Raw genomic sequence first — 20488 nt, 5'->3', positions numbered from 1 at the left:
AGGGGTGTCATCGATATGACAGATATGCAAGACACCCGGATCCCTGTGACCCTGCTGACCGGCTTTCTCGGCAGCGGCAAGACCACCTTGCTCAACCACTGGGTCAAGCAGCCCGAGCTTGGCGAGTGCGCCGTGCTCATCAACGAATTCGGCTCTGTCGGGCTGGATCACCATCTGGTGCAGCAGGTAGACGAGCAGGTGGTGCTGCTCGATTCCGGCTGCATCTGCTGCTCGGTGCAGGGCTCCCTGGTGGAGGCGCTGCAGGGGCTCTTCATGCGCGCCATCCAGCGCAAGATCAAGCCGTTCAAAAGGCTCATCATAGAAACAACCGGTCTGGCCGATCCGGCGCCCGTGCTGTTTACCCTGCGCGAAGAGGGCTTTATCGCCCAGCGCTACCGCTTCGACGGCACAGTCACAGTCGTGGATGCTGGTCATATCGAGCAGCAGCTTATCCAACAGTATGAAGCGGTGAAACAGGTGGCGCTGGCGGATCTGCTGGTGGTGAGCAAGGGGGATCTGGTGGAGGACGAACAGCTGGCGCGGGTTGAGGCCCAGCTGGCCGCCCTCAATCCGGCGGCCCCCATCGAGCGGGTCACCAACGGCGAGCTGTCGCCTGCGGTGCTGGAAAAGCTGGGTGCCTACAACGAGGCGGCGGGGCGTGACGTGCGCCAGCTGCTGGCCTGGCTGCGCACCGAATCCCCCAAGCAGGGACTGGCTTCGCCGATGCAGCCGAAGATGAAGCCGTTCGCCGCCAAGGTGGGCACTGCCGCGCCTACTCACTTCGAGCACGGTAACATAGAGAGCTTCTCCCTGCGTATCGGCGAGCCGCTCAAGCCATCCCGCCTGCTGGCCGCCATCGATGCGGTGCAGGTCCAATATGGCGATGCCCTGCTGCGGCTCAAGGGGATCTTGCAGCTGGAGGGAGAGAGCCAGCCCGTGGTGATCCACGGCGTTCATGGCCAGCTCTATCCGCTGCAGGCATTGGGAGATTGGCCGGAGGGCAAGGCCCAGTCCCGGCTGGTGTTTATCGTGAAAAGTCAGGACAAGGCGGGGATAGAGCGGTTGTTCCTGGATACGCTCAAGGCCCCCGAGCCCAGTCTGGAAGAGCAGCTCAGAGCCATGCTCGGCCAGCCGGATGCCTGACAGGCTGATATGACCCGCTTTCGTGCGGGTCTTTTTTTATCTGAAGAGGAGGTGGCTGCTCATGCCCGATAGCACACACATGGTTACGCCTGCCCAACGCAAGTGGCTGCCGCCGCTGGCGGCGGTCGGCTTCTTCATGCAAACCCTGGATGGCACCATCCTCAATACGGCCCTGCCCAGCATGGCCGAAACCCTGGGGGAGAGCCCGCTGCAGATGCAGTCGGTGATCATCGCCTACATGCTGACGGTGGCGTTGCTCATTCCCGCCTCTGGCTGGTTGGCGGACAGGTTCGGCACTCGCCGTATTTATCTGGCGGCTATCCTGCTGTTTACCGTGGGGTCTCTGGCCTGCGCTGCCGCCAATACGCTGCCCATGCTGGTGGCCGCACGGGTGTTGCAGGGCATAGGCGGCGCCCTGCTGATGCCGGTGGGGCGCCTCGCCGTGCTGAGGGTCTACAGCAAACATGAGTTGCTGCGGGTGATGTCGTTCGTCACCATCCCCGGGCTGGTGGGGCCGCTGATAGGCCCTGCGCTGGGGGGCTGGCTGGTGGAAGTGGCGAGCTGGCACTGGGTGTTTCTCATCAACCTGCCGGTGGGAATACTCGGCTTTATCGCCAGCTGGCACTTCATGCCCGACCTGCGTCAAGGCACGGCCAAGTTCGACTGGCAGGGCTTCGTGCTGTTCAGCGCCGGCATGGTGCTGGTGTCGGTGGGCTTGCAGGGGCTGGGGGAGCACAGCATCTCCACCGGTTGGGCGCTGTTTGCGTTGCTGTCCGGTCTGGCCGCCATGGCGAGCTACTGGCTCTATGCCGCCAATGCCGAGCAACCGCTGTTCAGTCTGGCGCTGTTCAAGACATCCACCTTCGCCATCGGTGTCTGGGGCAACCTGTTTGCCCGCCTCGGCAGTGGCGCCATGCCCTTCCTCACGCCGCTCTTTCTGCAACTGGGGCTGGGGTTCTCGCCGAGCAAGGCGGGGATGACCATGATCCCCACAGTGCTCGGCGCCATGCTGACCAAGACGCTGGTGAACAAGTTGATTCCACGCATCGGTTATCGCCGCATTCTGATCGGCAACACACTGGCGCTGGGTGCCATGATCGCCAGTTTTGCCCTCATCGATAACCAGCTTCCCTATGGGGTGCTGCTGGGCTGGCTGATGGTGTTTGGCGCCATCAACTCATTGCAGTTTTCCGCCATGAATACCCTGACCCTGCAGGATTTGAGTCCGGAGCACGCCAGCAGCGGCAATGGACTGCTGTCGGTGGTGATGCAGCTCTCCATGAGCTTGGGGGTCGCCATCGCCGCCAGCCTGCTGGGGCTTTTCTCCGCCGGTTCGTCAGCCTCGGGTGGGCAGTGGCTGGCCGGTTTCCACCTCACCTATCTGTGCATCGGTCTCATGTCCATGCTGGCGGCGCTCATCTTTGCCCAACTGGCGCGGGACAAGGGGTGAGCGGGTTGTGCCGTCGGCAGTCAGGCTTGAATCGTGGTGAGATAGCTGACCTGGCAGGGTAACTGGGCCAGTACTCGGGGCAGATGCTCGGTCGCCAGGATAAAGGTCTGCTCCGGGTGGCCCGGCGTCCAGGTGAAGGCATCATGGGCCAGCAGGGCCGAGTCCACCAGCAAGGGAATATCAGCCCTCGGCAGGAAGGGGCAGACGGCTCCCGGCAGGCAGCCAATCTCTGCCTGCATCTCCTCGGCGGTGCAGATAGACGGCTTGGCACCGAGCGCGGCCTTGACCGCCTTGTTGTCGAGTCGCCCCTCTTGATGGGTCAGCAGCAGGGCAAAGCGGCCATCCTTGAATTTGAGAAACAGCGTCTTGCTGAACACCGCCTGCCAGCCAAAGCGGGCCCTGACTCTTTCGTCGGTGGCGTAGTCGAGGATGGGCTCGTACTGATAGCGCTGGTGAGGCAATGGGGCCAGTAGCTGGCAGTTGAAGTCGTGAATGGTATCGAGCGGCATAGGGGTCTCCTGTGGCGAGCCCTATCCTGCCAGCCATGGCGGGCCGGGCCCAATCACACTTTCTTATGGCGGATAAGCCGCCTTGCAAGATGCAACAAGGGCACCCTAGGGTGCCCTTGTTGATTCAGTGATGCTGCAGCTCGCGCGCTTCCCAGTGAAAGGGAATGGGGCTGAGTCGCTGGGATGCCTTGTCGTAACCTTGCCACAGCTCGTCCAGCGTGCGGCCATCGACCGGGTGGCGCAGGCTCGGTGCCAGCTCGGCCAGCGGCCAGAGGACGAAGGCATTGGTGAGGATCTCGCCACGGGGTAGCGCGACCGGTACATCGCAGACCAGATCGCCATAGAGCAGCAGATCCAGATCCAGGGTACGCGGGGCAAACTTCTTGGCATCCGGCTCGCGGCCGTGGGCAAACTCCATGGCACGCAGCCGTTGGCACAGGGTGGCCAGCGGCATATCTGTGTCGGTGCCGACTACCAGGTTGTAGAAGGGGCGACCGGCAAAGCCAACCGCCTCGCTCTCGAATACCCGGGAGACGGTGAGCTCGCCCAATTCGGCATGCAGGGCATCAAGACCGGCGCGGATATGGTGCTCCCGCTCGATATTGGAACCCAGGCTGATGTAGATACGGGTCATGCAGTGCTCCCTGTTATCTGGTTGGAGCCCGGGCTGATATAGATGGTGGTCATCAGCAGGCGCTCGCAGCCGGAGTGCGATGGCGCAGTATCTCTACCCCGACGCCAGCCGCATTGGGGACAGCACCCGGTTTGGTCAGGGTGACCTTGACCCATTGCACCCGCTCGTCGGCCAGTACCAGCATGGCGACCTGCTCGGCCATGGTTTCGACCAGCTCCACCACCTTGCTGGAGGCGTGATCACAGATCTTGCGAGAGAGGGTGGCGTAATCCAGTGCCAGATTGATATCGTCGGTTGCAGCGGCGGGACGGTTGTCAAACCCCATTTCGAGGTCGAAACAGAGCTTCTGGCGAATGCCCTTCTCCCACTCATATACACCGATGGTGGTCAAAACCTCGAGTCCGCGAATAAACACCTTGTCCATGACAGTACTTCTTCTTTACTCTTGATGGGCTGTGATGACAGCGCAGGGATGCAGGCTCGGCAAGCAGTTTGCCGCGCGGTCGGTTTGGGCGACACGCCTTTGGGCAACCCCAAGCCAGAGAATGTGGCCCGCATCATACCCCATTCATATCGTGGTAAAAACGACCAAGATGACGGCCCTGACGATTTTGATGATTATTCTGGCCTACCTGGGCGGCTCGCTGTCCAGTGCCGTGCTGGTTTCCCGCATCACGGGTCTGCCGGATCCACGGGATCATGGCTCCCATAATCCGGGAGCGACCAATGTGTTGCGTCTCGGCGGTCGAGTGGCTGCACTGGTGGTCTTGCTGCTCGATGTGCTCAAGGGCACGGCGCCTGTCTATCTTGCCTGGTATCTGCAAATCAAGCCCGTCTACCTCGGCTTTATCGGGGTTGCTGCCTGCCTGGGTCACATGTACCCCATCTTCTTCCACTTTCGGGGGGGCAAGGGGGTGGCGACGGCACTCGGCACCATGATGCCCATTGGCTTCACCATGGGGGGAGCCGTGATCGGCACCTGGCTGCTGGTATTGCTGGTGAGCGGCTACTCCTCGCTGGCCTCCATCATTACCGTGTTGCTTAGCCCACTCTTTACCTATCTGATCAAGCCGGAATACACACTGCCGGTTTCCCTGCTCTCCTGCCTCATCCTTATCCGCCATCACGAGAACATAGCCCGTCTGTTGAAGGGTGAAGAACCCAGAGTCTGGGGCCGCCAGGCACAGCGCCGACAGGAAGAAGTAGGGGAAATGGATGATGTTGCGCAAAAAAGAGACGAACGAGACAAAAAGTGAAATTTCCCGTTGACCACCTGCCTTAAAATCCGTTTAATAGCGCCCACGCCCAGATAGCTCAGTCGGTAGAGCAGGGGATTGAAAATCCCCGTGTCGGCGGTTCGATTCCGTCTCTGGGCACCAAATTTGGTGCCATGAAGTAAAAATTAGTTCATGCACAGTGGTTTAAGTGTGCCGGCTTAGCTCAGTAGGCAGAGCAACTGACTTGTAATCAGTAGGTCACCAGTTCGATTCCGGTAGCCGGCACCATTTATATATTGCCCAGATAGCTCAGTCGGTAGAGCAGGGGATTGAAAATCCCCGTGTCGGCGGTTCGATTCCGTCTCTGGGCACCAAGTACAATTCCTCCTTAGTTCAGTCGGTAGAACGGCGGACTGTTAATCCGTATGTCGCTGGTTCAAGTCCAGCAGGAGGAGCCAACACAAAAGCCCAGCAGCAATGCTGGGCTTTTTCTTTGCCTGTTTTTTACGGCCATAACTGTGCTCGTCTCGCTATCAATCCCCATGGTCAGCCAACAGATAGTTTGCCGGTGCCGGATCATGGTGTCGTGCTCATCATGCTCGCTATAGTGCTCACATCTTCGGATATGTGTAGCCGTAATTCCGCTCCCGGTAACGGGGTGGGGACGAGGGTGGAGGAGAAGAACTATGGGGATCCCCCAAGACAAGGCCGAGCTGCTGCTCGCCATCGACACGAATTTTGGCAAGTTGCTCAAGGCCTTGCAGGCGGTACCCGAGAACCGGGCACAGGAGCTGGTGATGGAAGGGCACAGCAAGGGCACCAGCATGAGCGTGGCCAACCTCATCGGCTGGAATGAGCTGGTGATCAAGTGGATAGAGCGGGATGCGGCGGGCTTGCCGGTAGATTTTCCCGAGACGGGTTTTAAGTGGAACGAGCTGGGCAGGCTGGCCCAAAAGTTCTATCGGGATTATGAGGGGCTGGCCTATCCGGCACTGCTGGCCCGGCTGATGGCGGCCAGGACCCGCATCGTCGAGCTGATCGTGACGCGCAGTGACGATGAGCTGTATGGTCGCCCCTGGTATGAGCAGTGGACCCTGGGGCGGATGATCCAGTTCAATACCGCCTCTCCCTACCACAATGCCAACGGGCGATTGCGCAAGTGGTTGAAGGGGAACTGCATTCGGGTATGAATGTTCCCGGTGTTGTAGATGGCGATGCTGCCCATCTCTGTATTTTCACTACTCATTCCTGTACGCATAACAAGTTCCGGTCCATATCTGGTCCGCTTGGCAACGCTATGTTTGGGGTGAATGGTGTCACTCAGATGAGTAGATGACAGCGTTCGCCGTCAGGTCATTTCTCCGGTCGCCAGCTCCGGTCTTTGCCGCTGAGTGCATCGGTTATGGTAAGACCGGAAGAAGACCGGAGAGACGCAATCAGAGGGATTGGCAGGCAAGAGTGAGTGTGGGCTGTAAGCCTGATGTCAAAATTCACCCCAGCAGAGTTGACTGGATATGTTCAGCGGTGGTCTGGGGAATATCCGGTCGCTTCAATTTTATTTTGGCGGCACCAATCCTACTTCAAACTCCCCAACTTCTGCGCCATCAATTCGAGGGGTTCCTTTTAGGTGAATACGGTACCCTTTGTAAATGCCATAAAAAATCAACGCGGCTATCAATGTAGCAATGTAAGCGATCAGGCCAACGCTCCCAACGACTGAGGCACATTTTGCAGTGCATATAGGAGTAATTGAAGATGTTGGTACTTCACTAATGTTCGAGCAGTTTTTAAGGTGCTTCCACAGCTTCGAGTCCACCTCAAGCTTATGGTCAATGAAGCGCACAATAACTTTGTTCTTACCTTTAATTAGTTCATCCAACCGGTTGTAGAAAGCATCGGTTTCCGAGCCTGTAAATCCAATTGTGTAACCGCCCACGAATAAGTAACTTTTTCAAAAGGATACCTTCGTGGGTAAGCAAATGGACCAAGACAAACTCAAAGCACTGGCCGCTGAGCTGGCCAAAGACATCANTTTCTGGCCTTGTAGCGAATGAACGAACTACTAACTAATTCAGTGATAGCGAAGCCAACAGGCAACTCGTTATTCACGTCAGCTTTCTCAGATTGAAGTAATTTGCCTGGCGGCCATAGCGCCGTGGAACCACCTGATCCCATGCCGAACTCAGAAGTGAAACGCGGTAGCGCCGATGGTAGTGTGGCATTCGCCATGCGAGAGTAGGACACTGCCAGGCACCCAATACAAGAAACCCCGCTCTATGAGCGGGGTTTTTTATTTCCTGAAATTCAAGGGCTTGGCTGTAATGGCTAGGTGATGCTTTCCTTCTGCCCCCTTACTCGTTCATTTTCCCCGTTCTGTTCCGGATGGCTGGGCCATTCAGCGTTATATATCCCCGTCCATGTCGCTTGCTGGGGCTAACGAAAGCCAGGATGTGGACTCTGCTCAATACCATCTCAGCCCGGGTTCCAATTCACACTAATGTGCACCAGGCTTTTCTGCTATTCCCTCCGTTGATAATCACTATTGCTGCTATGGGGGATGACAAGAGGCACGGGATCCATAGACTGTCTCTTTCACGAGCAAGGAGCTGTGTATGTTGGGGATCCACGATCTGGCGTTGTTTATCGTATCTGGTTTGTTGTTGAACATGATGCCCGGGCCTGATTCTCTGCTCATCATGCTGCGCAGCGGCTCTCAGGGCTGGCGGGCGGGTTCCGTGGCTGCGCTGGGGATTGGGACGGGCACCATGGTGCATGTGTTGGCGGCTGCACTAGGGTTGTCGGCTTTGCTGAGCACCTCGGCCGAGCTGTTCACCGTCATCAAGTTGATGGGGGCACTCTATCTGGTCTACCTGGGGCTTTCCATGTTCTGGCAAGGGGCCAAGACGCCTTCTGCTACCAACGCGGCTGTGCCCTTGCCTGTACTCTCCTATGGCCGGATCTTTCGGCAGGGGTTGCTGACCAATGTGCTCAATCCCAAGGTCGCGCTCTTCTTTCTCGCCTTTGTGCCCCAGTTTATCGCCCCGGATGCGCCACAGAAGGCGCTGGCCTTCATTCTGCTGGGCTGTATCTTCAACCTCAATGGCATGCTCTGGTGCCACCTGCTGGCCTTCTCGACGGCCTATGCGAGCCGCAGGGTGAGCTTGCCTGCCCGGCTGGGGCGCTGGCTCAACCGTCTGATGGGGGGCTTGTTCGTGGGGCTGGGCATCAAGCTTGCCAGCGAGTAAATGGCAGCCATAGAAAAAGGCGTATCCCATTGCTGGAATACGCCTTCGTCTGCACTGCAGCAGATCTGACCGAGATCAGTTCATGCCGTAGCGCTTGAGTTTCTTGCGCAGGGTGCCACGGTTGATGCCCATCATCACAGCGGCGCGGGTTTGGTTACCGCGGGTATATTGCATGATCACGTCCAGCATGGGAGCTTCGACTTCGGAGAGGACCATATCGTACAGATCAATCACTTCCTGACCGTTCAACTGGGCCAGGTAGTTACGCAGGGCCTGTTGCACAGAGTCACGCAGGGGGCGCTGGGTCGGCTCGGCAGCGTGATTGTGAGTAGTTGTTACCAATGCATCAGAAGTCAGGGTTTGTTCGAACATATTCGGTCGGCTCTTTAGTTATGCGTTAACCTAATCCATCGAAATACGCTTCGAGTGCCTCTAGTTGTGCGTCTGCACAATCCAGGGCATTGAAGTGCTTACGGAATTCTCGGCCCGTCTCTTCTTCATCCAGATACCAGCCCACGTGTTTACGGGCAATGCGCGCTCCCAGATATGCACCATAAAACTGGTGCAGGTTGGTTACATGCTCGTTCATCAGGGTGCGAACCTCTTCCCTTTCGGGAGGCGGCAGCTTGGTGCCCGTCTCAAGAAAATGACGGATTTCCCGGAAAATCCAGGGTCGTCCTTGCGCTGCACGGCCGATCATCACGGCATCAACGCCGGTATAGTCGAGGACATACCGGGCCTTCTCCGGGCTGTCTATGTCGCCATTGGCGACAACAGGAATCGATACGGCCTGCTTAATCGCCTTAATCGTGTCGTACTCAGCGTGACCCCGGTAGAGGCAGGCACGGGTACGACCATGCACGGCGAGGGCCGCGATACCGCAATCTTCGGCGATTCGGGCGATCTCCTCGCCATTGCGGTTATCCGGATCCCATCCTGTGCGGATCTTCAAGGTAACAGGCACATCCACTGCATCCACTACGGCCCGGCAGATAGTTCTGACCAGATCGGGATGGCGCAGCAGGGCGGAACCTGCCAACTTCTTGTTCACTTTTTTTGCTGGGCAACCCATGTTGATGTCGACGATCTGAGCGCCCTGCTCCACGTTGTAGCGGGCGGCAAACGCCATCATCTCTGGGTCGGCTCCGGCAATCTGGACCGATCGCAAGCCACCTTCTGCAGAGTGATCCATTCTCATCCTGGTTTTCTGGGTATCCCAGACATCCGGGTTGGCCAGCAGCATCTCGGAAACGGCCATGCCGGCACCCAATCGCAAACAAAGTTCACGAAATGGTCGGTCTGTTACACCGGCCATGGGCGCCACAATCAAGGGTGTTTCAAGCGTGTGGGGACCTATCTGCATTCCACGGTTACCATCGGCTTAGGGCGGCGTATATTACGCATTTTTTAGTCAGGAGAAAAGGTTAGTATTTGAGCGTCAGCCATTTTTTTCTGAAAAAAACGTCGCGCCAAGGCTTGCAAATTCAGGAGTGCTTGAAAATCAGGCATATTGTCGGGGTGGATCTGCGGGGTCAAATGAGTGGGTAGCTCGACGATTTGGCTGTCCCCCTCCCGTACTGGTTTGCGCTATTATACCGGCCTTGAATCGAGCAAAGGCTCCAAACAATTTCATTACAAACAGATTGGGGATGTATGACGTCAAGGTTCATCAAATCTCTCTGCCCATGCCTGCTTGGGGCCATGCTGGGCTCAGCCCAGGCACAGACGGTCAGTTTCAGCGAAGCCTGGAGTCGGGTTATCCAGCAGGATGACGGATTGGCGGCAGAACAGGCCGGTGTGGATAGAGCCAAGCAACTGCGCGAGGCTGCCAAGGCCATGTATCTGCCCAAGGTGGATGTGGGGGCCAGCTATACCCACCTCGATCAGCCGATGGAGCTCGACATGATGGATCTCAATCCTATCGCCAACCATCCGGAATTTGGCAAGGTGCTGGCCCCTGTCATGCAGGCGCTCAATCTCTCCGCCAGTGATTTCGTGACTCCCCTGACCAAGCAGAATGTGGTGACCAGTTCGGTCAAGATGCTGTGGCCACTGTTTACCGGTGGTCGCATCGATGCGGCGCAGGATATCCGTCAGGCTCAGGTGAGCGAAGCGCAGCAGCTGCTGGTGCTCAAGCAGCAATCCACCTTCGAGAGCCTCTCCCAGACCTATTTCGGCGTAGTGCTGGCCGCGCAGGTGGTGCAGACCAAGCAGGAGATAGAGCAGGGGCTGGCCCATCATCTGGATCATGCCAAGAAACTCGAAGCCCAGGGCCAGATCGCCAAGGTCGAGCGCCTCTCTGCCCAATCTGCCTATGACAGGGCGCGCATCGACACCCAGAAATCCCGCCGCACTCTGGAGATAGCTCAGCTGGCGCTGGGCCACATGCTCAAACTCAAGCAGGCCGAGCCCAACACCCAGCTCTTCATCAATGAGGGTATGCCGCAACTGGATGCCTTCGTGCAGGAGACCCTGGCGGTCCACCCTGGCCTCAAGCTGCTGGCCGCCAAGAAGGAGCAGGCTCAGGGTCTGATCAAGCTTGAGAAGGGCAAATATGCCCCCGAGCTGTTCCTGTTCGGTAACTACAACCTCTATGAAGATGACTCGCTGGCCTCTAAAACCACGCCTGACTGGCTGGTTGGCGTCGGGGTCAGTATGCCGCTGGTAAGTCGGGATGGGCGCTCTGAAACGGTGCAGGCGGCCAAGAGCGCCGAGTTGCAGGTCAATCTGCTGCAGGCCAAGACCCGCCAGGATCTGGAGTTGCTGGTCGAGAAGACCTGGCGCGAGGCGGCGCAGGGGCTGGAGGAGTATCAGGCACTCTCCTCTTCCCAGGCCCTGGCCGAGGAGAACGTACTGCTGCGGGACAAGGCATTCGGTCAGGGGCTGTCCACGTCGCTGGATGTGGTCGATGCCCGTAACCAGCTGGCGGGGGTCAAGACCCAACGCGCCGCCGCTGCCTATCAATATGTGATTTCGCTGGCTCGCCTGTTGGCACTCTCCGGTCAGATGAATAGTTTCAATCAATATCAGCATGGTCAGGCAATAAAGGTGAATTCATGAGTCATTCCCCCATCAAGAAGAAGATGAGCCAAGGCAAGCCGCTGTTGTTGCCACTGGCATTGGTGTTGCTTGCTCTCTGGCTGGGCTGGCGCTTCTGGCTTGCCTATCAGCCTGAGCCGGTTCGCTTGCAGGGCCAGATAGAGGCGCAGCAGTATTCGGTTTCTTCCAAGGTGGCGGGCCGGATCGACGAGGTGCTGGTGAAGAAGGGTGACGTGCTGGCCAAGGATCAGCTGGTATTCACCCTGGCCAGCCCCGAGATTGAGGCCAAGCTGAGCCAGGCCAAGGCGGGTCAGGCTGCGGCCGGGGCCATGGCCGAAGAAGCCGAGAAAGGGGCGCGTGCCCAGCAAATCGCTGCAGCCAAGGATCAGTGGCAAAAAGCCAAGGCGGCCGCCCAGCTGCGTGGCAAGACTTACGAGCGTATCGCCAGTCTGCACCGTGATGGGGTCATGCCGCTGCAAAAGCGCGATGAAGCCTGGACTGCCTGGCAGGCGGCCAAGTACAGCGAAGGCATGGCCTGGCAGCAATATCAAATGACCCTGGAAGGGGCACGGGAAGAGACCAAGGTGGCGGCCCGTGAGCAGGCCAATATGGCGGCAGGCTCGGTGGCGGAAGTGGAGGCTTATCTGGCCGATACCCGCATCGCCAGCCCCCACTCAGGTGAAGTGTCCCAGGTGTTGTTGCGTAGTGGCGAGCTGGCGCCGCAGGGATTCCCCGTGGTGACGCTGCTCGACATGGGGGATGCCTGGGCCCAGTTCCATGTGCGTGAAGACTTGCTGCCCCGCTTTGCGTTGGGTACCGAGTTTGACGCCACCATTCCTGGTCTGGGTGAGCAGACGGTCCGCTTCAAGGTCACTCATGTGGCCGTGATGGGGGATTTTGCCACCTGGCGTGCTACCGATACCCGTCAGGGCTTCGACATGAAGAGCTTCCAAGTGGAGGCGCGCCCCTTGCAGCCGGTTGACGGTCTGCGAGTTGGCATGAGTGTGCTGGTCGAACTCTGATGAGACATGAATGGCGGCGATTGTGGCAGGACCCCTTCGGTCGTGCCCTGATGAGCTGGGTTCCCCTCTTGCTGATGAGTATCCTCTGCTGGATCTTCTCGGCCGGGTTGGCGCGTGATCTCAAGGTTGGTCTTGTGGATCTGGATCGGAGTGTCCTCTCCCGCCAGCTGGCATTTTCGCTGGATGGTTCCGCCGGCCTGCGCCTCACGGGTCAGTTTGATTCCATCGATGAGGGGGCTCGCGCCCTACGAGGGGGGGAGATCTACGCCCTGGTGGTGATCCCTCATCATCTGGAGCGGGATGCCCGCCAGGGGACCCAGCCCCAGGTGACAGTGTTCAACAATGGCCAGTTCATCCTGATTGCCAAGCTGGTCAACTCGGCGCTGGCCCAGGTGGTCGGCACTCTCAATGGTCAGGTAGGCGTGCTCGCAGCCATGGCCGATGGCAAGGTACTATCCGGCGCCGTGGGGCAATCCGTGCCTATCAGCAGCCAGGTGACGGCGCTTTACAACATCAATTCCAGCTATGCCCAGTTTCTGCTGAGCGCCCTGCTGCCTGCGGTATGGCAGATACTGGTGGTGCTCTACGGGATCAATGCCCTGGCTCGCACCGATCGATTGGGGCTGGACTGGACCACTCAAGGGGTTTGGTTCGGCCTCTGGCGCATTTTGTTGCCTCATGTATTGATTGGGTGGGCTTGGGGCCTGGTGTGGAGCCTGCTGCTGTTCAAGGCGTTTAGTTATCCCATGCAAGGCAGCTGGCTGGTGCTGACACTGGGTCTTGGGCTCGCCTCGGCCGCCTGCGTCAGCATGGGGGCCTTCTTTTACGGGATGATTCGGGATCCGGCCCGTGCCTTGTCGCTGGCGGGCGCCTATACAGCGCCGGGATTTGCCTTTATGGGGGTGACTTTCCCGGTCAGTGCCATGGGTGATTTTGCCCAGTTCTGGCGAAGTCTGTTGCCCATCTCCCACTATGTGGAGCTGCAGATAGGGCAGACCAACTACGGTCAGCCGCTCGGTGCCGCCTTGCCCCAGTTCGGCGCCCTGCTGCTGTTTTTACTGCCGTTGTTGCTGGTTGCTCGTCGTTACAAGCAACAGGCCGATCTTGCTCGTCAGACAGCCTATAAGGAGCCGGAACAATGCTAGGTTTCTGGGATCTGTTGCGGCTGGAGCTGCGCACCCTGCTGGCCGACAGGGCCATCATGCTGACCCTGTTTGGCGGGGTACTCTTCTACTCCTTCCTCTATCCGCAACCTTACCTGCACCAGTTGCCGCGGGAAGAGGCGGTGGTGGTGGTCAACGAAGATGGCAGTCAGCTCTCTCGCCAGCTGGAGTTCATGGCCGATGCCACCCCCCAGGTGAAACTGGTGGCGCGGGCGGCCAGTCTGGATGAGGCGCGTCATCTGCTGCTGACGGGCAAGGGCCGCGGTATCCTGCACATCCCTCGCCATTTTTATCGGGATCTGATGCAGGGCAAGAGCGTCACTCTGGGTTTCGCCGGTGATGCCTCCTACTTCCTGGTTTACGGCACCATCGCCGAGGGCCTTGCCCAGGCCGGTGGCTCGCTCGCTGCGCAGGTGAAGGTCGCTCGGCTGCTGAGCCATGGCGAGGCCTTGCCCCAGGCCGCCACGGGCTGGAATGCAGTGGCACTCAACGTGCTGCCCGTTTTCAATCCCACTATGGGTTATGTGAACTATGTGGTGCCGGCGGTGTTCGTGCTGATCCTGCACCAGGTGTTGCTGATGGGGACGGGGATCTTGGGGGCGACCCAGAATCAACGCAGTGGGCGCGGTGAGCATGGTTATTGGCAGAGTGCCCCTGTGCTGGCCCTATTGCTGGCCAGAACCCTGGTGGTGGGCGGGCTCTTCGTGCTGCCCGTGGCCTACTTTTTCGGCTTCTGCTTCGATCACTACAACATAGTGCGTACCGCAGAGCCGGCCGCGCTGTGGTTGTTCACCCTGCCGTTCTTGCTGGCGACTACCTGGCTGGGGGTGCTGCTGGGCGCCCTGTTTACACGGCGGGATTTGCCAACCCAGGTGGTGCTGCTCTCCTCCATGCCGCTGGTCTTCCTGGCGGGTTTCATCTGGCCGCTGGAGCTGATCCCGACCCCGCTCAACTGGCTGGCCCAGTGGGTGCCGAGTACTCCGGCCATCGAGGGCTTCTTGCGTCTCAACCAGATGGGCGCCGATTTTGACCAGGTTTCCCGCTACTGGTGGCAGTTGTGGGGACTGGCATTGCTCAACGGCGGCCTCGCTTGCTGGGTGCTGGCATGGCGCCAGCGGTCCGTGCCTGCCGTCAATTGAACCCTGCCCGATATGGAAACGGTCAGCTGAGGCTGACCGTTTTTTTAATTGGCTGGCAGGATTAACCGCGTTGCAGTGTGGGGTCACTGATGGCGTAGATATTCCCTTGCGCCGTCCCATCGACAAGCAGGCGCAATCCGTGTGCGGCCACATCCTGACGTCGTACTAGGCCGTGCATCTCTTTCCCCTGACTCAGTTCCGCCTGTCCAGTGGCGTCACCGTCCTGCAAGCCCGCCGGGCGCAATATGGTCCAGCTCAGTGCGCTGCTTTGCAGCCAGCTCTCGGCCAGACTCTTCAAGCGCACCTCATGACCGAAGGCAGCCCGCGCCCGCTCTGGCAGGTATTGCCAGCTGTCGCCGCAACCGAGCGAGGTGACCAGCAGCAAGCGTGTCAGCCCGGCTTGTTCCATCTCGTCGATCATATGGCGATTACCCAAATAGTCGACGGGTTCCGGTTGGCGGAAACTGCCGAGGGTCGAGACTACCCCGGCCTCGTGGCCAGCCAGCCTGCAAGCTTGCGCCACTGCCTCCTGATCGAGGGCGTCACCTTCAACGACCTCGACCCCCAATGTACTCAGCTCTGCTGCCATCTCCGGGTTACGGACCAAGGCCACGACTCTGTGACCCTGGCTCAAGGCACAATGGGTGAAGGCGCGGCCCAGCCCGCGGCTGGCTCCGAAGATAAGTGTGGTTGGCATGGTTCTGCTCCCTTTGGCGAAAGGGTTAGCCTAGAGGGTTGGCATTGCTCTGTAAATGAGAGTTGTTTTTATTTGGTGGCGGGTAAGCAGGGAGGCACTGCGAGCCCGGCCAGCTGGCACGGGCTCGCGTGGAGATCAGCCGTTGTAGTGGCCTATGTTGGGGCGACGACTGGGGCCATGCAATGGGACATCAACTGGGTTGAACGCCTTGATCGCTTCAAAGGCGAAGTCACCGATGGCATGGTGCAGGCTCTGGGGGCTGTGGTTGGTGATGATGACGATGCTTTTGGAGAGGTTGCGCCGGCGGCGCAGCAGGTGGCCGAGGAAGCTGGACTGGCTCTCCGCCATCTTGGCACGATTGGCCGCGACTTCGTCGATGATCAGCAGGTCGACCTCTTCCAGGGCGCGGCGGTACTGATTGCGCTCCTCCTGATCCTGGATCACGTTGAAGAAGAGGCGATCTACTATGGAGGCCCACTGTTGAAAGATTACCGACTTCTGATGGCGTTCGATTAGTTCATGAGCCACGGCGCCTGCAAGAGTAGATTTCCCTGTGCCGAAATCACCGTATATTAAGATGCAACTCCCACCTTTCGATTCCCAGTGCTCAAATCCTGCAATGAATTGTCGAGCGCTATTTACACCATCATTCATAGCTGGATCTAAGGTATCTATTTTGTCAAAAACCCAGTCTGTATTTAGGTCTGCTGCTGCGATGAGCTTCTTGATCCTATCTTGGCGAGCCACCTTTTGCAGTTCGCGTACCTCGGCGTTGGCCTTGGTATCGTACTCTTTGCGCAGCGTCTCATAGTCGTACTGGCCGCCACCGGTCTGGGCCTGCAGACGGCGAATGCGCTCAAGCAGGCCGCCCACGTGCTGGCTCAGCTCCGGATCGTGAATTCGGTGATCCTGTTTGGCCTTTGCGATCTTCTGGCGCTTGGCCTCGATCTCTTCCAGCTCCTGGCGCAGGGGATCGTTCGGGTCAGTCATTGTGCACTCCTTCGAGGATGCTGATGATGTGATTCAGTATTTCACATGTTTACTGGCTTTTATCACAAGATATCTATTCTTCGTCCGTCTGATTTTTTGCTTCAGTTAGGCGCTTTACCTCTTCCATCATTTCTACCGCTCTTTTGCTCGGTCCGGTGTATACGGTGGCTGACGTGACCTGCTGGTAGCCTTTCGCTTCCATGGGTTGGCGACGGACGTAGCGGCGGGTCTTGAGGGCGCGAATGAACTTGAGCATCCATTGATGCTGGGAGTCGAACACCTCGGGGCGGCCCAGCCAGTAGGCGATGAACTCCCCCAGATCCTCTTCGTTGTAGCTGGCATCGATCACCCCGCACAGGCGGGCGAGGGCGGGCAGCTCTTCATCCGGTCGCCATTGCAGGTGCATCTGGAAGGGGCGCTCCGGCAGCGGGCTGCGCACCTTCTGGGTCAGCAGCGGCAGCTGGAACGGACACTGATGGTAGTGCTCACTGTCAGCCTGCGCCTCGACCTGCAGCAGGCCGGCTTCCATCAGCTCGTCGAACAGTTCGGTCAGCTGGCGGGCGTTGACCTGAAAACAGAAGCCGCTGGGATCGCTTGGATCAACCACTGCCAATGAGCGCCCAAGCTCGGGATAGTTGAGTCGGGCCAGCTGATTTTCCAGCACCAGTCTGCGCAGCTGCAAGGTATAGAGGCTGCGAGCCGGATGGGTCAATCTGGGATGGGCGAGGGCGCTGTATTCGGCTGGTGTCATGATGTTCTTCAGGGGCTGGCGTGGGAGGCATTATCCCCCATGGCGGGGCCTCATACAATTCGCGGCTGGCAAGAGGGGGATGGCTTGCCTGAATGTACCACTTGGTGGGTAGTCATGGCCATGAACCATGATCCCCTTCACGGACTTTACCACCCTGTTGGGGCAAGCTTGCCCACAGACTGCCCCATCGCAGCGAATGGACTCTGACTATGCCTTTGAGCGCTAAATACTGGTTACCCCTCTTTGCACCCCTGCTGATCCTGATGTTGCCTACCGCCAGCTTCGGCCTGGCTGGCTTCACAGTGATAGAGCAGCGGATCCTCGCCATCTTTGTGATGGCTACCCTCTGCTGGGTGCTGGAGCCGATCCCCATCTTTGCGACTTCGGTACTGATCATTGTGCTGGAGTTGCTGTTGGTGTCGGACAGCGGGATCAAGTGGTGGCAGCCTGCCTCCCCTTCTGCGGAGTTTGGCACCCTGCTCAGCCACAAGGAGATAATGAGTACCTTCGCTTCGCCCATTATCATGTTGTTTCTTGGTGGTTTTTTTCTGGCGATCGCGGCGACCAAGTATCGGCTGGATATGAACCTGGCGCGCGTCATGCTCAGGCCGTTCGGCCAGAATCCCAATAGGGTGCTGCTGGGGTTGATGGGGATCACCGCCACCTTCTCCATGTTTATGAGCAATACCGCCACCACCGCCATGATGCTCTCCATTCTGACCCCCGTACTGGCCTTGCTGGGGCCGCGTGATCCCGGTCGTATCGCCTTCACCCTTGCCATCCCGGTGGCGGCCAACCTGGGGGGGATTGGCACTCCCATCGGCACGCCACCCAATGCGGTGGCCCTCAAGTATCTGGTAGGAGACGATGCCATCAGTTTCGCCGCCTGGATGAGCTTTGGCGTGCCCTTCGTGCTGCTGATGCTGGGGTTTGGCTGGTTGCTGCTGATCAGACTGTTTCCCTGTGAGCAGGGTCGCATCGATCTCGAGATCAAGGGCCATTTTCTCAAGACGCCCAAGGCGCTGCTGGTCTATGCCACCTTCATCCTCACCATTGGCCTCTGGCTGACTGGCGATTGGCACGGTATCAACTCCTATACGGTCGGTCTGGTGCCGGTGGCTATCTTCCTGATAGGCCAGGTACTCACCAAGGACGATTTGAAAAAGGTCTCCTGGGACGTGCTCTGGCTGGTTTCCGGCGGTATTGCACTGGGGATGGGGCTGGAGAAGTCGGGATTGGCGGCCAGTCTGGTGCAGGCCATTCCATTCAGTCAGTGGCCACCCATGCTGATCATGGTGGGGGCGACGGGGCTCTGTCTGCTGATGGCCAATTTCATGAGCAATACTGCCTGTGCCAACCTGTTGCTACCCATGGTGGCCGCTCTCGGCTCCTCGCTGGATCTCGGCTCGGTCGGTGGCAGCATGGGCTTGATCCTGAGCGTGACCTTTGCCGCCAGCCTCGGGATGGCGCTCCCCATCAGCACACCCCCCAATGCGCTGGCTCATGCCAGCGGCAATGTGGATACTCGTCATATGGCGCTGGTGGGGGTCAGTTGCGGCGGCGTTGGCTTCTTGCTCTGCCTGGCCATGATAGCGCTGCTCAATGCCATAGGGTTTGTGCAATGAGCGAGCCCCATCCCCTTCATTTGCGTTACTTCAGCGATCCGCTGCGCCAGCGCACCCTGGCGGCGGGGGAGCAGTTGCTGGAGCAGGGAGAGCATAACGATCGGCTCTATTTGCTGCGCAGCGGGCGGGTAGAAGGCACCATCATGGCTGAGAGCGAGCGCCAGCGAGTGCCAATCATGATAGTGGAGGCGGGCAACTACCTCGGGGTGCATAGCTATTTCTCCCGGGGGGCCAGTTATTGCAGGCTGGTGGCGCAGGAGCCGTGCGAGCTGGCCTGGCTCGATCGCAATACCCTGCCGGTCGAGCCCGAGCGGTTCGGCTCGCTGGCCGATCAGTTCATGCCGGTCATCATGGCCGAGCTGGCCCAGCGCCAGCGCAAGGTCAATCATGCCTATCTGGAGCGGACTCGCACCCAGCTGAGACTGCTGGAGGCGGAAAAACTGAGTCTGCTTGGCCAGCTGGCGGCAGGCTTGGCCCACGAGCTCAATAACGCCATCGGGGTGGTGACACGCAATGGCAGCGGTCTGGTCGATTTTCTCGGCGACATGCTGCGGCAATATTATCCCAGAGAGTTTCGTCTGTTTCGCCAGGGACTGGAGGCGGGACAACTGAGCTCCAGCGCCGAAGTGAGGCGGGATGCCCGGCGGCTGGAGGAGCAGTTCAGGCTGGCCCCGGAGCAGGCCAAGCTCCTGGCGCGGATCCTCAATGGGGAACAGCCCACTCGGGCACGGATGCGGGATCTGCTGGGGGTAGCCAACTACTGGCAGCTTGGTCGCGATTGTCACGACATGCAGCTGGCGGTGAACCATGCGGCGGCGATCGTGCGTTCAGTCAAGCAGTTGGGGGGCGCCGATGGTGAGCGTCGTCACGGCGTGAAGGTGCGCGATACGCTTGAGCAGGCGCTGGCGTTACTGCAGAGCTCGTTGCGCCAGGTTCAGGTTGAACCTGTGCTGGAGGGAGATCCCCGACTCTGTGCCAACGAGGCCGAGCTGGTGCAGGTATGGGCCAATATTCTGAAAAACGCGCTGGATGCCCTGCAAGCGACCGCAGATCCGAAGATCTGGCTCCACTGCCGGACCCATGACGAGTGGATCGAGGTGACCCTGGCCAACAATGGCCCCGTGATACCGCCCGAGTTGCAACCCCGCATCTTCAAGCCCAATGTCACCACCAAGCGTGGCGGGCTTTCGTTCGGATTGGGGCTGGGGCTGGCCATTGCCGAACGGGTAGTGACCAGCTATGGCGGCGAGATTTCGCTTGTCAGCGAACCTGGCCTGACGGCATTCAAGGTGAGATTACCGAGGGAATATGGACAAGATGAATCTGATATGTGTGGATGATCAGCGGGAGGTGCTCAACGCCATCAGCCGCGATCTGGCGCCGTTGGCCAGCTGGCTCAGGGTGGAAGAGTGCGAATCGGCACAGGAGTGTCTGACCCTGATGGAGGAGCTGGATGCCGCCGGGGAGCAGATTGCGCTGGTGGTGTCGGATCATGTGATGCCGGGCCTGAGCGGAGTGGAGCTGCTGACCCGGATCGGGCTGGATGGGCGCTTTCCTCATACTCGCAAGATCCTGCTGACCGGACAGGCGACCCACAAGGACACCATAGCGGCCGTCAATCTGGCCCGCATCGATCACTACCTTGAGAAACCCTGGCAGGGCGCCGAGCTGCTGCGGGTGTGCCGCTGCCTGCTGACCGAATTCGTGTTGGCTGCCGGAATTGACTACCAATCGTTTATCAAACAACTGGATGCGGAGACGCTCTATAAGAAATGGGAATGATTGTCATAAATTGACGTCTTGGTGCACATGTCTCTGTCGATTTGGTCTAGGCTTATTCTTTAAATAACCAGTTGACTAATAA

The 20488-nt window shown here is 58.9% G+C and carries 21 protein-coding genes, 4 tRNA genes and 1 rRNA gene; 17 read left to right on the top strand and 9 right to left on the bottom strand.

The window, feature by feature from the left end; genetic code table 11:
• Positions 1-15: 15 nt before the first annotated feature.
• Both AACX78_RS19095 and mdtD read left to right on the top strand, forming a co-directional pair.
• Positions 16-1143 (top strand): CobW family GTP-binding protein, encoded by a 1128-nt coding sequence (locus tag AACX78_RS19095; protein WP_201302894.1) that lies wholly within the window; start codon positions 16-18, stop codon positions 1141-1143.
• A 61-nt stretch (positions 1144-1204) separates the two neighbouring features.
• Positions 1205-2593 (top strand): multidrug transporter subunit MdtD, encoded by a 1389-nt coding sequence (mdtD, locus tag AACX78_RS19090; RefSeq protein ID WP_159167116.1) that lies wholly within the window; start codon positions 1205-1207, stop codon positions 2591-2593.
• 20 nt (positions 2594-2613) lie between these two features.
• On the opposite strand, the gene AACX78_RS19085 is transcribed toward mdtD, so the two are convergent.
• The 3 genes from AACX78_RS19085 to folB form a co-directional block, all read right to left on the bottom strand.
• Positions 2614-3102, bottom strand: a complete 489-nt coding sequence (locus AACX78_RS19085; RefSeq protein ID WP_159167115.1) for a YbaK/EbsC family protein — start codon at positions 3100-3102, stop codon at positions 2614-2616.
• A gap of 124 nt (positions 3103-3226) precedes the next feature.
• Entirely contained in the window at positions 3227-3736 is a 510-nt protein-coding gene (folK, locus tag AACX78_RS19080; protein ID WP_159167114.1) for a 2-amino-4-hydroxy-6-hydroxymethyldihydropteridine diphosphokinase, read from the bottom strand.
• 52 nt (positions 3737-3788) lie between these two features.
• On the bottom strand, positions 3789-4160 hold the full coding sequence (gene folB / locus AACX78_RS19075; RefSeq protein ID WP_059113476.1) for a dihydroneopterin aldolase: 372 nt from the start codon (positions 4158-4160) through the stop codon (positions 3789-3791).
• Between the two features lie 169 nt (positions 4161-4329).
• On the opposite strand from folB, the gene plsY reads away from it, so the two are divergent.
• The 6 genes from plsY to AACX78_RS19045 all read left to right on the top strand — a co-directional run bounded on the left by plsY (position 4330) and on the right by AACX78_RS19045 (position 6143).
• Positions 4330-4992, top strand: a complete 663-nt coding sequence (plsY, locus tag AACX78_RS19070; RefSeq protein WP_059169255.1) for a glycerol-3-phosphate 1-O-acyltransferase PlsY — start codon at positions 4330-4332, stop codon at positions 4990-4992.
• Positions 4993-5039: 47 nt separating this feature from the next.
• Positions 5040-5115 (top strand) — tRNA-Phe (locus tag AACX78_RS19065).
• A gap of 50 nt (positions 5116-5165) precedes the next feature.
• Positions 5166-5241: transfer RNA gene (locus tag AACX78_RS19060), tRNA-Thr, on the top strand.
• A gap of 10 nt (positions 5242-5251) precedes the next feature.
• Positions 5252-5327 (top strand) — tRNA-Phe (locus AACX78_RS19055).
• An 8-nt stretch (positions 5328-5335) separates the two neighbouring features.
• Positions 5336-5411 (top strand) — tRNA-Asn (locus tag AACX78_RS19050).
• Positions 5412-5639: 228 nt separating this feature from the next.
• Entirely contained in the window at positions 5640-6143 is a 504-nt protein-coding gene (locus AACX78_RS19045) for a ClbS/DfsB family four-helix bundle protein (RefSeq protein ID WP_159167113.1), read from the top strand.
• A 365-nt stretch (positions 6144-6508) separates the two neighbouring features.
• Here AACX78_RS19045 and AACX78_RS19040 read toward each other — a convergent pair whose 3' ends face one another.
• Positions 6509-6889 carry a hypothetical protein gene (locus AACX78_RS19040; RefSeq protein ID WP_159167112.1) on the bottom strand — a complete coding sequence of 127 codons (381 nt, stop codon included), beginning with the start codon at positions 6887-6889 and terminating at the stop codon, positions 6509-6511.
• A 201-nt stretch (positions 6890-7090) separates the two neighbouring features.
• On the opposite strand from AACX78_RS19040, the gene rrf reads away from it, so the two are divergent.
• Together rrf and AACX78_RS19030 are read left to right on the top strand one after the other, a co-directional pair.
• Positions 7091-7205 (top strand): 5S ribosomal RNA (rrf, locus tag AACX78_RS19035).
• 360 nt (positions 7206-7565) lie between these two features.
• Complete coding sequence (locus tag AACX78_RS19030) at positions 7566-8198, top strand: LysE family translocator (RefSeq protein WP_159167111.1); 633 nt, start codon at positions 7566-7568, stop codon at positions 8196-8198.
• Between the two features lie 75 nt (positions 8199-8273).
• Here the strand turns inward: AACX78_RS19030 and fis are convergent, their stop codons facing one another.
• On the bottom strand, positions 8274-8570 hold the full coding sequence (gene fis, locus AACX78_RS19025) for a DNA-binding transcriptional regulator Fis (RefSeq protein ID WP_005309538.1): 297 nt from the start codon (positions 8568-8570) through the stop codon (positions 8274-8276).
• A gap of 25 nt (positions 8571-8595) precedes the next feature.
• Positions 8596-9561, bottom strand: a complete 966-nt coding sequence (dusB, locus tag AACX78_RS19020; protein WP_005318109.1) for a tRNA dihydrouridine synthase DusB — start codon at positions 9559-9561, stop codon at positions 8596-8598.
• A 290-nt stretch (positions 9562-9851) separates the two neighbouring features.
• Between dusB and AACX78_RS19015 the strand changes: the two genes are divergently transcribed.
• The 4 genes from AACX78_RS19015 to AACX78_RS19000 are packed head-to-tail and all read left to right on the top strand — an operon-like array spanning position 9852 to position 14561.
• A complete protein-coding gene (locus tag AACX78_RS19015) occupies positions 9852-11258 on the top strand; it encodes a TolC family protein (RefSeq protein ID WP_236556358.1) in 1407 nt (468 codons plus the stop codon).
• Entirely contained in the window at positions 11255-12259 is a 1005-nt protein-coding gene (locus AACX78_RS19010; protein ID WP_081097909.1) for an HlyD family secretion protein, read from the top strand. Before AACX78_RS19015 ends, AACX78_RS19010 begins: the two co-directional genes overlap by 4 nt.
• On the top strand, positions 12259-13404 hold the full coding sequence (locus tag AACX78_RS19005) for an ABC transporter permease (protein ID WP_159167110.1): 1146 nt from the start codon (positions 12259-12261) through the stop codon (positions 13402-13404). Before AACX78_RS19010 ends, AACX78_RS19005 begins: the two co-directional genes overlap by 1 nt.
• The gene (locus tag AACX78_RS19000) at positions 13398-14561 is read left to right on the top strand and encodes an ABC transporter permease (protein WP_159167109.1); all 1164 of its coding nucleotides are present in this window, start codon (positions 13398-13400) and stop codon (positions 14559-14561) included. Before AACX78_RS19005 ends, AACX78_RS19000 begins: the two co-directional genes overlap by 7 nt.
• Positions 14562-14622: 61 nt before the next feature.
• Here the strand turns inward: AACX78_RS19000 and AACX78_RS18995 are convergent, their stop codons facing one another.
• The 3 genes from AACX78_RS18995 to AACX78_RS18985 form a co-directional block, all read right to left on the bottom strand.
• Positions 14623-15258 carry an NAD(P)-dependent oxidoreductase gene (locus AACX78_RS18995; RefSeq protein ID WP_159167108.1) on the bottom strand — a complete coding sequence of 212 codons (636 nt, stop codon included), beginning with the start codon at positions 15256-15258 and terminating at the stop codon, positions 14623-14625.
• A gap of 135 nt (positions 15259-15393) precedes the next feature.
• Positions 15394-16248: a DnaA ATPase domain-containing protein gene (locus tag AACX78_RS18990; protein ID WP_159167107.1), complete on the bottom strand. Its 855-nt coding sequence runs from the start codon at positions 16246-16248 to the stop codon at positions 15394-15396.
• A 73-nt stretch (positions 16249-16321) separates the two neighbouring features.
• Positions 16322-16999, bottom strand: coding sequence for a DnaT-like ssDNA-binding domain-containing protein (locus AACX78_RS18985; RefSeq protein WP_159167106.1), 678 nt, complete (start codon positions 16997-16999; stop codon positions 16322-16324).
• A 209-nt stretch (positions 17000-17208) separates the two neighbouring features.
• Between AACX78_RS18985 and AACX78_RS18980 the strand changes: the two genes are divergently transcribed.
• Genes AACX78_RS18980 through AACX78_RS18970 form a run of 3 tightly spaced genes read left to right on the top strand, consistent with a single transcriptional unit; the run spans position 17209 to position 20406 of the window.
• Complete coding sequence (locus tag AACX78_RS18980; protein ID WP_159167105.1) at positions 17209-18624, top strand: SLC13 family permease; 1416 nt, start codon at positions 17209-17211, stop codon at positions 18622-18624.
• Entirely contained in the window at positions 18621-19964 is a 1344-nt protein-coding gene (locus tag AACX78_RS18975) for an ATP-binding protein (protein ID WP_059114093.1), read from the top strand. Before AACX78_RS18980 ends, AACX78_RS18975 begins: the two co-directional genes overlap by 4 nt.
• Positions 19942-20406, top strand: coding sequence for a response regulator (locus tag AACX78_RS18970; RefSeq protein ID WP_197665895.1), 465 nt, complete (start codon positions 19942-19944; stop codon positions 20404-20406). Before AACX78_RS18975 ends, AACX78_RS18970 begins: the two co-directional genes overlap by 23 nt.
• The last annotated feature ends 82 nt before the right edge of the window (positions 20407-20488 follow it).

Origin of the sequence: Aeromonas sp. 9A (assembly GCF_963900955.1) — a bacterium.
Taxonomy (GTDB): domain Bacteria; phylum Pseudomonadota; class Gammaproteobacteria; order Enterobacterales; family Aeromonadaceae; genus Aeromonas; species Aeromonas salmonicida.
The sequence above is the reverse complement of the archived record's forward strand: the minus strand, read 5'-3'. Positions and strand labels throughout refer to the sequence as shown.